This window comes from Polaribacter sp. M10, from assembly GCF_054968445.1.
The window spans coordinates 392717-404708 of sequence record NZ_JBSSBG010000001.1 but is presented as its reverse complement, the minus strand read 5'-3'; the positions used below and the strand labels follow the sequence as shown (position 1 = coordinate 404708).

The 11992-nt window shown below is 28.9% G+C and carries 7 protein-coding genes; 4 read left to right on the top strand and 3 right to left on the bottom strand.

The window, feature by feature from the left end; all coding sequences use genetic code 11:
• Positions 1–13 precede the first annotated feature (13 nt).
• Positions 14–184: a hypothetical protein gene (locus ACWYN7_RS01700; protein ID WP_462858119.1), complete on the top strand. Its 171-nt coding sequence runs from the start codon at positions 14–16 to the stop codon at positions 182–184.
• A gap of 95 nt (positions 185–279) precedes the next feature.
• A complete protein-coding gene (locus ACWYN7_RS01695) occupies positions 280–1407 on the top strand; it encodes a phosphoenolpyruvate carboxykinase (ATP) (RefSeq protein ID WP_462858118.1) in 1128 nt (375 codons plus the stop codon).
• A 171-nt stretch (positions 1408–1578) separates the two neighbouring features.
• Here the strand turns inward: ACWYN7_RS01695 and ACWYN7_RS01690 are convergent, their stop codons facing one another.
• Positions 1579–2931 carry a UDP-N-acetylmuramate--L-alanine ligase gene (locus ACWYN7_RS01690; RefSeq protein ID WP_462858117.1) on the bottom strand — a complete coding sequence of 451 codons (1353 nt, stop codon included), beginning with the start codon at positions 2929–2931 and terminating at the stop codon, positions 1579–1581.
• Between the two features lie 172 nt (positions 2932–3103).
• On the opposite strand from ACWYN7_RS01690, the gene ACWYN7_RS01685 reads away from it, so the two are divergent.
• Positions 3104–9748 carry an alpha-2-macroglobulin family protein gene (locus ACWYN7_RS01685; RefSeq protein WP_462858115.1) on the top strand — a complete coding sequence of 2215 codons (6645 nt, stop codon included), beginning with the start codon at positions 3104–3106 and terminating at the stop codon, positions 9746–9748.
• Positions 9749–9849: 101 nt separating this feature from the next.
• On the top strand, positions 9850–10296 hold the full coding sequence (locus tag ACWYN7_RS01680) for a hypothetical protein (protein WP_462858114.1): 447 nt from the start codon (positions 9850–9852) through the stop codon (positions 10294–10296).
• 83 nt (positions 10297–10379) lie between these two features.
• On the opposite strand, the gene ACWYN7_RS01675 is transcribed toward ACWYN7_RS01680, so the two are convergent.
• Positions 10380–10898, bottom strand: coding sequence for a DUF4136 domain-containing protein (locus ACWYN7_RS01675; RefSeq protein ID WP_462858113.1), 519 nt, complete (start codon positions 10896–10898; stop codon positions 10380–10382).
• 5 nt (positions 10899–10903) lie between these two features.
• The gene (locus ACWYN7_RS01670) at positions 10904–11947 is read right to left on the bottom strand and encodes a M28 family peptidase (protein ID WP_462858112.1); all 1044 of its coding nucleotides are present in this window, start codon (positions 11945–11947) and stop codon (positions 10904–10906) included.
• Positions 11948–11992: the final 45 nt, after the last annotated feature.

Sequence of the window (11992 nt, the reverse complement as noted above, 5' to 3'; positions counted from 1 at the left end):
AACATACTACATTATGAAAAATAATAAAAATAACAACCCAGAAATTACTCGTAAAGAAGCTATTAAAAAAATAGGTAATTACGGTAAATATGCAGCTCTAACTGCACTTGGCACCTATATGATTTTAAATCCACAAAAAGCTCAAGCTTTTTCAGCACCTTCTGATCCTGGTACTGGATTTTAAATAAAATTTAATAAATAAAAAAAACGCCTCAATAATTGAGGCGTTTTTTATTTGATATACATATAAAATAAGTATTTTTATCAATATTGTAATTCATGAAAACACTATACAAAAAAATTGAAGATAAAACCATTACTTGGTTTAAAGAGCGTAATGAATATTTAGTGCTGGAAAACACTACTGCAGATGTTTTAAAAAGAGTAAATAACGGAATTCCGGTTAAAGAAATTGCTGTTTCATTATCTAAGAAATTAGATGTTCCTGTAGATAAAGCTGCAGATTTTATTATCAATCTAAAAAAGGAAATAAGTGAGCAAACCAATGACGATATTACTAAAATAATTAATGACCATAGAGACATTGAAAAACCACAAGAATATCAATTTATAAAATATTATAAAGTAAATAATATAATTTTTAAAATTTCATTTTTAAGTGAAACTGAACTCTCTTTAATACATCCAAAATTTAGTCATTTAGTAGTTGATGAAACTGATAATTTCGACAATGAATTTGAAGTTTTTATAAACAATAACTTCATCTTTTTATTCGTAAATAATGCAAATATAGGTTCTTGGAGTCCTCAAAATGTTCATTATTTTCAAGGAAAGTTTTCTATGGAATTCATTCAAAGAATTCATCAAAAAGAAGAAAAAGAATGGTTAGGTGTTTTCCATGCATCTGCTGTTAGTAATGGTAAAGAATCAATTCTTTTTTTAGGGGATTCTGGCAATGGAAAAAGTACCTCATTAGCACTTTTACAGGCCAATGGTTTTACCTGTTTGGCAGATGATTTTGTACCTGTTGATGTAAAAAAACAAGAAGTATATAGCTTTCCTGCTGCAATCTCCATCAAAAAAAATAGTTTAGAAACTTTGTTACCTATTTATCCTGAATTAAAAGATGGTAAAGAATACAACTTCATCAGATTAAATAAAGTTGTCAGGTACCTAAAACCAAACAACACTGATTTCTTTGCGCATCTGCCTTGTAACGATTTGGTTTTTATTAAGTATCAAAAAGATAGTGAACTTAATTGCTCAAAAATTTCTAAAATTGATGCATTTCAGCAATTAATCCCAGATTCTTGGCTATCACCTAAAACAGAAAATGCTCAAGTTTTTTTAGATTGGTTTTCTACATTGAATTGTTATCAATTAACTTATTCTAACAATAAAGAAATGATAGACACTGTTCATAAATTATTTTCTAATGACTTATAAAGAAGCACTTTTTTTTATTTCAAAATGTTTAACTATTAACCAAGAAAAACATAATAATAAAACTATTTAGTAAAGCAAGAGTAGATTTTATAAAAAATCATTCTCAAGTAAAATGAATAACTGATAAAGTTTGGCTGAATGAAAAATTAATTCAATTCGGCCTAAAAAAAACTAAATCAAGTTCTTAACCTCATCAAAATCTAAGCCTCCATAATTACCAGAACTCATTAATACAACCGCTGTTTGATCTAAATTTTGACTGAATAAAAACTCCTTAAATTCTGCTGGGTTTGTATAAATAATCAAATCATCTCTTTTAAAAGCGTTTGCTATTTGCTCTTTAGTAACTTCGTCTAATTGTTTAATTTTAACTGCATGTGGCGAATAAAAAACAACTGCTTTATCAGCAAAATCTAATGCTCCTTTGTATTCAGATAAAAACTCTGCATTTAAACTAGAATAGGTATGCAATTCTAAACAAGCTAAAACTGTTCTCTTAGAATATTGCTCTTTTACTGCTTTGGTGGTTGCTGCTACTTTACTTGGGCTATGTGCAAAATCTTTAAAAATTACAGTAGTATTACTTTCAACAATCTTTTCTAGACGTTTACTTGCTCCAGAAAAACTAGCTATTGCTTCATAAAAATCATCTTCATCAATTCCCATATGCTGACAAATCCATTTTGCACCTGCTAAATTTTGTAAGTTATGTATGCCAAAAATCTCTAAAGGCAAATTTCCTTCTGCAGTTTCTAAATAAGTAATTCCGTTTTCAATAAAATGTTTAGGAGTTTGGTAAGGATATTTTTTAATATGATTTTCTGATGATTCAACAATTTCAGCTACATTTTCATCTTCACTATTATAAACCATACTTCCTCCATTAACCATAGAATCTGTAAAAATTGCAAATTGTTCTTTGTAATTCTCAAATGTTGGAAAAACATTAATATGATCCCAAGCAATTCCACTTAACAAAGCAATATTTGGTTTGTACAAATGAAATTTAGGTCGCATATCAATTGGCGAACTCAAATACTCATCACCTTCTAAAACAATAAATTCATTGTCTTTTGTTAAATGCACCATGGTTTCAAAACCTTCTAATTGTGCACCAACCATATAATCTACCTCTTTTTCATGGTAATTTAACACGTGTAAAATCATAGAAGTTATGGTAGTTTTACCATGAGAACCCCCAATTACAACTCTGGTTTTATCTTTAGATTGCTCAAACAAAAACTCTGGATACGAATATATTTTAAGACCTAATTCTTGTGCTTTTAACAATTCAGGATTGTCTTTTTTTGCGTGCATTCCTAAAATAATTACATCTAAATTTGCAGTTATTTTTTCAGGAAACCATCCAAATTCTTTTGGCAATAATCCGTATTTTTCTAATCTAGATTTTGATGGATCGTGTATGGTATCATCACTACCAAAAACTTGGTATCCTTTTTGGTGTAAAGCAATTGCTAAATTGTGCATTGCACTACCTCCAATTGCAATAAAATGAATGTTCATGTCAAAAAAATATTATTAAAAAGTAAAAATACAAAAGCTTACTCAATATTAATTATCTTTAGAACTAAACTCAACTAAAAATTAGTTTTACGAGTTCAAAACAGCACTTAACTAATTTTAAATTGTTTTATTAGATGATTTATACGTGTTTTACAACACAAAATCTAAGATTATGAAAAAAACGACAACTACACTTTTACTACTTCTATTATTTTCCACAATTTCCAAAGCTCAAACTAATTTTGAAAAACTTTGGTTGCAGGTAGAAAAATTTGAAGTAGAAGGTTTGCCAAAATCAGCGTTAGAAATTGTAGACGAAATTTATGCAATTGCATCAAAAAACAACAATTCTCCTCAAATTATAAAAACTCTTTTTTACAAAAGTAAGTTTGCGTTAACTTTAGAAGAAGATGCGCAATTAAAAATAATAAAAACCTTTAAAGAGCAGATTGCAGATAGTAATTTTCCTACTAAAAATGTTTTAGAGAATGTTTTAGCAAATTTGTATTGGCTGTATTACAATCAAAATAGATATAAATTTTACAACCGCACAAAAACTACAAACAAAATAAATTCAGATGATTTTAGAACTTGGGATTTAGATACTTTATTTAAAGAAATTAATGCCTATTTTAAGGCTTCTTTAGGTGATGAAAAAGCACTACAAAAAATAGAAATAGAAGCTTTTTCTGATATTCTCCAAATCGAAAAAAACGCAGAAACCTATACTCCTACTCTATTTGATTTTTTAGCCAACAACGCATTAAATTTTTACAAAACATCCGAAAATTCAATTACAAGACCTGCTTATAAGTTCACAATTAATAATCCTAATTTTTTAAGTGATGTAAATACTTTTAAAAACTTAAAAATTGCTTCTAAAGACAGTTTATCGCTTCAATTAAATGCTTTAAAAATCTATCAAAAATTACTTGCATTTCATATCAAAACCAACAATAAAAATGCCTTAGTTAATATTGATATAGAACGTTTAAACTTTATAAAACAACATGCCGTTTTTAAGAATAAAAGTGATTTAATTCTACAAGCTTTCAAGAACGCACAAGAGCAAATTGCTAACGAAAAAGTAAGTGGTTTGTATGCTTTTGAAATTGCAAAAATTTACAAAAACAACAATAAAAACACACAAGCTTTAGAAATTTGTAATGCCATTATCAACAAATTTCCTGATAGCTTTGCCGCACAAAAATCTAGGGTTTTAAAAAAGCAAATTAAGGCTAAATCTCTTTCTATTCAATCAGAAAAATACATCCCTATAAATACAAGTTCTAGAGTTTTAGTTACTTATAAAAATATCGAAAAGTTGTTTTTTACGAGTTATAAAATCAACCAAAACCAACAAAAAGAAATCAATCGAATTCAAAACTTTAAAGATCGTATTGCTTTTATCAATCAACTAGAAAAAGTTGAAACTTGGCAAAATAAGTTGAGAAATAATGGTGATTATTTAACACACACCACAGAAGTTATTGTTCCGAAATTTGAAAACGGAATGTACTTAATTGTAGCATCAGAAAAAGAAAATTTAAATAAGAATGCTATTTACGGAATAGCAACAATACAAATTACCAATTTAGTTTTAGTAGAAAATACTTTTGATGATAAGTACAATTATCAAGTAGTAGATAGAAATACAGGAAAACCGATTGAAAAAGCCCAAATTCATCTTCATAACTTACAAAGAAAAAGTGGCAGACAAATCAATAAAAATTTAACTACGGATAAAAACGGATTTGCCTCTTTTAGAAATAAAAATTATGCTCCAAATGTTGAAATTTCTGTAAAAACAAAAACCGATTTTGCCATTTTTAACAATTTCTACTTAAGCAGACAGAACATTACCAAGAAAGATGATCTTGATGAAGAAATTAATATTAAACCATTTATTTTTACAGACAGAAGCATTTACAGACCAGGACAAACCGTTCATTTTAAAATAATTGCAATCAAAAAACAAGGCGCAACATCTGAAGTTTTAAAAAATGAATATGTAGAAGTAACCTTAAGTGATGCCAACAACCAAATAGTAAAAACTTTAAATTTAAAACTAAACGATTTTGGTTCTGTAGCTGGCAACTTTATTTTACCTAACAATGGTTTAACTGGTGAATTTGAAATTCAAGTAGATGAAAGTATTGAATATAACAGCAAATTTTATGATGGCAAAAATGTATATTTTGAAGATAGCTACAAACAAATTTCTGTAGAAGAATACAAAAGGCCAAAGTTTGAAACCGAATTTAAACCGGTTACAAAAAGCTATAAAATTAATGATTCTGTTACTGTACATGGTTTTGCAAAAGCTTTTTCTGGCGCTAATATTACTGATGCAAAAGTAGTGTATAGAGTGCACAGAAAAGTGCAATATCCTAGCTGGTATTATTGGCGAAGACCTTATTATAGCTCAAATTCTAGTTCTCAAGAAATTATACATGGTGAAACAATAACGAATGAAAAAGGAGAATTCGAAATCATTTTTAATGCAATTCCTGATGAAACTGTTGATAAAGAAAGTCTGCCTGTTTTTTCTTATGAAATTACGGCTGATGTTACAGATGTAAATGGCGAAAGTAGATCAGCGACCTCAATTATAAAAGTTGGGTATCATTCTTTAATTGCCTCTATTTCTGTAGATGGTAAAGTTGATAAAAACCAAAAAGAAACCATTTTAAAAATTGATACAAAAAATTTAAATGACGAATTTGTTGCAGCAAAAGGAACACTTAAAATATACAAATTACAAGCTCCTAAAAATCCTTTAAGAAAAAGACCTTGGCCTGCTCCAGATTATCAAGATATTTCTGAAAATACGTTTAGAACTTTATTTCCAAACGATTCTTATTTAAAGGATGAAACTGATGCTAAAAATTGGCAAAAAGGAAAACAAGTATTTACTGCGGATTTTAACACAGAAAACTCTAAAGAAATTATTCTAAACAACACGAAAAATTGGGTTTCTGGAAAATACATCATCATTCTAGAAAGTAAAGACAAATTTGGACAAGATGTTAAAGATGAAAAAATTGTTACTCTTTTTTCATCCACAGAAAATAAAGTTTCAGATCAGCAATTATTTACAATTCAAAAAATTAAATCAAACTATGTAGTTGGAGATCATGTTGAAGTACAATTTGGTTCTGCTTCTAAAAACATGACTGTAGTTGTACAAATTGAAAAAAATCAAAACATAATAGACACAAAATTTATACAATTAAATAATAACGTCAAAACAATTCAAATCCCTGTAAACAAAGAAGATATTGGCGGTTTTGCAATTAAATATCATTTTGTAAATTACAACTATTTTAAGAGTGGTACTATACCTATTAACGTTTCTTATCCATTTAAAAACAACATTGATATTAGTACCAATATTTTTAGAGATAAATTACAACCTGGCCAAGATGAAACGTGGAGTTTTACCATTAAAAATGACAAAAATGATGCAATTGCTGCAGAAGTTTTAGCTTCTATGTATGATGCTTCTTTAGATGAATTTAAAACACATCATTGGAGCTTTAACCCAACTAATAACCATCGTAAATATTATTCTTACAGTACAAGTAGTGCATACCATAGTTTTGGAAATTCCTATTTCAATATCAGAAATAATATTAAAAATCACTATCAATATCCATCAATTAAAAAAACAACCTACAATTGGTTTGGCTTTAGTTTTAAAAATAACAGATGGGTTAATCAACAGTATTTAAACAAGATTGCTCTTAAATTTCAAGAAGAAAAAGAAAAATCTACCTATGTTAAATCCGGAGAATTTACAGGTACTATAAAAGGAAGAGTTTCTGATAAAAAAGGCCATCTTTTGGCGGGTGTAAACATTTTAATTAAAGGAACAAAAAACATAACTATCAGTAATTTTGATGGAGAATACAGCATACCTGCTAAAAAAGATGATGTTTTAATTTTTAGTTACTTAGGATATGAATCCATAGAAATTAAAACCGCAAATTTCTCTACATTAAATGTTTCTTTAGCAGAAAATTTAGAAGATTTAGAAGAAGTGGTGGTTATAGGTTATGGCTCAACTAAAAAGAAATCTGTAACTGGGGCTGTTTCCGTAATTAGTGCTGATGATATTGAAACTGAAACAATTTCAGAGAAAGTTACTGCTTTAAATGGATTTACTTCAGGTGCTGCAATATCTAAAAATGGTGATCATATAACTTTAAGAGGAGCAAGTTCTTTAAACAACAACAAAGCACCATTGTATATTGTAGATGGAATTATTGTAGAAAATCATGATTTAAATACCAATGATATTGCACAAATTAATGTTTTAAAAGATGCCTCAGCAACTGCTCTTTATGGTTCTAGAGCTGCAAATGGTGTTGTAATTATCAACACAAAAGAAGGGCTAGCAAAATTAGATAAAGCGTTAAACAATGTTAAAGCACGTAAAAACTTTAAAGAAACAGCATTCTTTTATCCGCAGTTAAAAACGGATAAAAATGGTAAAGTAAGTTTTTCTTTGACCATGCCAGAAGCTTTAACTCGTTGGAAATTACAATTACTAGCACATACTACTGATGTAAAATATGCATCAAAAACAATGCAAACTATTACTCAAAAAGAATTAATGGTTGTACCAAATGCACCTCGTTTTTTAAGAGAAAAAGATACCATAACTTTATCTGCAAAAATTACAAACCTAACCAATAATCAATTAAGTGGTTTTGCAAAATTGATTTTAACTGACGCTATTTCTGGAAAAGAAATAAATACTGATTTAGGGAATGTGAATTCTAACAAAAACTTTACTGTTGATAAAGATGGCAACACAAACGTTTCTTGGAGTTTATACATACCCCAAAATTTACAAGCCATTCAATATAAAATTGTTGCAAAAGCTGGCGATTTTTCTGATGGAGAACAAAATGTATTACCAGTTTTAACGAACAGAATGCTGGTTACAGAAACAATTCCTATGTGGGTGCGTTCTAAGCAAACAAAAACATTTACCTTAGATAAATTAAAGACAAATACTTCTACAACATTACAGCATCATAAGTTAACTTTAGAGGTAACTTCTAACCCTGTTTGGTATGCCATACAAGCTTTGCCTTATTTAATAGAGTATCCTTATGAATGTGCAGAACAAACTTTTGCAAGGTACTATGCAAATACATTGGCTAGTTTTGTGGCAAATTCAAATCCAAAAATTCAAGAAGTTTTTAATGCCTGGAAATCTTCGGATGCACTTTTATCTAACTTAGAAAAAAATCAAGAATTAAAATCACTGATTATTCAAGAAACACCTTGGTTAAGAGATGCACAATCAGAAACCGAGCAAAAGAAACGCATTGCTTTGTTGTTCGATTTAAATAAAATGAAAAACGAACAAGAAAAAGCAAATCGCAAACTAGAAGATATTCAGATGAATTCTGGAGGGTTTCCTTGGTTTAAAGGAGCTACTTACGAAAGTAATTTTATAACACAACATATTGCCACTGGTTTTGGTCATTTACAAAAATTAGGTGTTATAGATTTTACTACATCAACCCAAAAAATGATTGAAAAATCTGTTCGTTTTTTAGATGATGAAATTTTAGAACAATATCAAAAATTATTAGAAAAGGCAGAAAAAACAAAACAAAACGCAAAAACAAAAAAGAAAGGTGATAAAGTATATACCTCTTTTTTAGAGAAAAACAACCTAAGCTATTTTACAATTCAATATTTATATATGCGTAGTTTTTATGCTGATATTTCTATGGATGAAAACCTAAAAATGGCTGTTGATTATTACAAAAATCAGGCAACAGAATTTTGGAAAGACTATAATTTATATGCCAAAGGACAAATTGCGCTAACTTTATTTAGAAGTGATAATCAAATTGCCGCTCGTAAAATTGTAAGGTCTTTAAAAGAAAATGCTATTATTTCTGATGAATTAGGGATGTATTGGAAAAACAATACAAGTGGTTATTACTATTATCAGGCTCCAATTGAAACACAAGCTTTATTAATAGAAACCTTTTCTGAAATAGAAAATGATGAAAAAACTATTGATAATTTAAAAATTTGGTTGCTAAAAAACAAACAAACTAACAGATGGAAAACCACAAAAGCAACAACAGAAGCTGTTTATGCCTTACTTTTAAATGGCAGTAACTTTATTTCTAGTACTGAACTAGTAGATGTAAAAATCGGAAATCGAAAAATAACCCCAACAAAGTTGGATGATGTAAAAATTGAAGCTGGAACTGGTTATTTTAAAACTTCTTGGAATGGAAGTGAAATTCAACCAGAAATGGCAACTGTTACCATCAGTAAAAAAGAAAATGGCATAACTTGGGGTGGTTTGTATTGGCAGTATTTTGAAGATTTAGACAAAATTACATCCGCAGAAACTCCTTTAAAATTAAAGAAAAAATTATTCTTAAAAGTAAATTCTGATACAGGAAAAGAACTTAAAGAAATCACCGAAAAAACAACTTTAAAAGTTGGCGATTTAATTACAGTAAGAATCGAAATTCAAGCAGACAGAACCATGGAATTTATTCATTTAAAAGACATGAGAGCTTCTGGTGTAGAACCTATTAACGTACTTTCTAAATACAAATGGCAAGACAATTTAGGATATTACCAAAGCACAAAAGATGCTGCTACCAATTTCTTTTTCGATAAATTACCTAAAGGTGTTTATGTTTTTGAGTATGATGTTAGAGTAAATAACGCTGGTAATTTTAGTAACGGAATTTCTACCATTCAATCTATGTATGCTCCAGAATTTAGCAGTCATTCAGAAGGAATTCGTATAAACATTAAGGAATAAATTTTATCGATTTTAACAATATCTTATCCATATGAGTTAAAGTTAACAGAGAAATACCCATAAATTTGTACCATTATTAACTTAAAATGAATTCAATCATTATGAAAAAAGTTTTTTTAACACTAGGTTTAGTTTTTACAACAATAATTGCTTTGCAAGCACAAGATATCTCTGACAATGCTATTGGGTTACGTTTTGGTGGTGGAGATGGTGTAGGAGGAGAAATTTCTTATCAAAAAGCATTAGGTAGCAACAACAGATTAGAAATTGATTTAGGTTTAGCCAATGAATTTACCAACTTTAAAGCTACAGGTTTATACCAATGGGTTTGGAGCATAGAAGACCAATTGAATTGGTATGCAGGTGCTGGTGGTGGAATTGTTTCTGCAAACGGAACTGGTATTTATGGTTCTGGTGTAATTGGTATTGAATATGATTTTAATGCACCAATTTTATTGTCTTTAGATTATAGACCAGAAATAGGTATTGCTGGTGGATTAGATGGTTTAAATTCTAATGTTGCTTTAGCAGTTAGGTATCAATTCTAAAAAAGAAAAAAGTATAGATTAAAAAAAATCCTCTAAATTAATTTTTAGAGGATTTTCTTTTTTTTAAAACCAACTTATACTTTTTATTTTTTTGGTGGATATTTAGCTAAAATTTTACCAATAACACCTTTAAAATGTAATTCTTTCTCTTCTGGCTCTCGTTTTTCTTTAATGGTAGAATTTAAAATACCTTCCCAAATAATTTCATTTGTTTTAGCATTTACAAACTCAATAATAAATTCTTCATTTAATTTTTTACTTCCTATAGGTATTCCTCCAGAAATTCCAAAACCGCCATTTCTATTTCCAGAACCAATACCAATTCCTATAGAATTCGAATTCCGTGCTTTTGAATAATTGGCAATTGCATTAATGTAAAAATCAGGATTATCATTTTGTGCTAATCCTTTTTGTTGTAGCTCTAAATTTAAGATTGATAGTACTCTTTTTACATCAAAATCATTTAAACCTTTACCTATATCTTCAAAAAAATGATAGGTTTTAAAATTGTTAAAATCGATTTTAGAGTCGTAATCTGCAATCACTTTAGATGATGAGCAACTCATCAATAAAAACAAAAAAAGAAACTGTATTTGTTTCATGATTATTATTTTTTAACTTCTTCTAAAACTACTCTTGTAGGTGTATCTTTTCCGTTAATAATACTTGCTGTACCTTTTGCAACTGCCTGAATGGTTTGTGTAATTACAGTCATATTTAAAGATTCTGCTTCGTCAGAAGCTTTGTGGTAATCTTTATCTACATCTATTGCAGTTGTAGAAAATGTATGCGAAGGCACACCTAATCTTGCTAAAGACGCATTGTCTGATCTAAAAAACAGATTAAACTTCTTGTAAGGATCTGGAAATAATTGATACCCTGAACCTTCTAAATTCTTTTGTACAATTTTCCCAAAATCCGAACGCTCAAAACCAGTTAACCAAGCTGTATTAGGTCCAAAACTTGGAATTTTTCCAATCATTTCTAAATTGATTCCTGCAACAAATTTACTAGCGTCAATACCTTTTCCAAAATGAGTAGAACCCACCAATCCCATTTCTTCTGCAGTAAAAGCAGCAAATATTATGGTTCTTTCATTACCCACTTTTTTAAAATATTCTGCCAAAGCCAAAACACCTGTTACACCAGAAGCATCATCATTGGCACCATTGTAAATACTATCTAATTCGCCCTCTTTATTTCTAATTCCTAAATGATCATAATGTGCGGAAATTATTACATATTCGTCCTTTTTACTTTTACCTTCTAAAACTCCAATAATATTTGCACTTGTAATTTCTTCTTTAGCTCTTCTAGGAGTAAAATTAAACGTTTGTCTATAAGAATCTAATCCGTTAAAAGTAGTTAATCCAATTTTTTTATACTCATTTTCTATATATTTTGCCGCCTTTTCTATACCTGCTGTACCCGCTTTTCTACCTTGCATATCATCAGAAGCTAGGGTATACAAATGTTTTTTAACGGTTGTAGAATCTATAAAAAAAGGCAAAACTGATTTGTTAACCTCCTCACTTTTAGAAGGTGATGTGCCATCTACTCCATCTTTACCATTATCTCCTTTTACAGAACCCTTACAGCTTGCTAATAAGAATAATCCTAATACAACTACTATTTTAAATGTTTTGGTCATAATATTTATCAAATTTTAAAGCATAAATATAACTAATTTAAATGC

Coding starts and splice junctions, on each gene's coding strand:
- ACWYN7_RS01700 (WP_462858119.1), top strand. CDS start 14: ATGAAAAATAATAAAAATAACAACCCAGAAATTACTCGTAAAGAAGCT.
- ACWYN7_RS01695 (WP_462858118.1), top strand. CDS start 280: ATGAAAACACTATACAAAAAAATTGAAGATAAAACCATTACTTGGTTT.
- ACWYN7_RS01690 (WP_462858117.1), bottom strand. CDS start 2,931: ATGAACATTCATTTTATTGCAATTGGAGGTAGTGCAATGCACAATTTA.
- ACWYN7_RS01685 (WP_462858115.1), top strand. CDS start 3,104: ATGAAAAAAACGACAACTACACTTTTACTACTTCTATTATTTTCCACA.
- ACWYN7_RS01680 (WP_462858114.1), top strand. CDS start 9,850: ATGAAAAAAGTTTTTTTAACACTAGGTTTAGTTTTTACAACAATAATT.
- ACWYN7_RS01675 (WP_462858113.1), bottom strand. CDS start 10,898: ATGAAACAAATACAGTTTCTTTTTTTGTTTTTATTGATGAGTTGCTCA.
- ACWYN7_RS01670 (WP_462858112.1), bottom strand. CDS start 11,947: ATGACCAAAACATTTAAAATAGTAGTTGTATTAGGATTATTCTTATTA.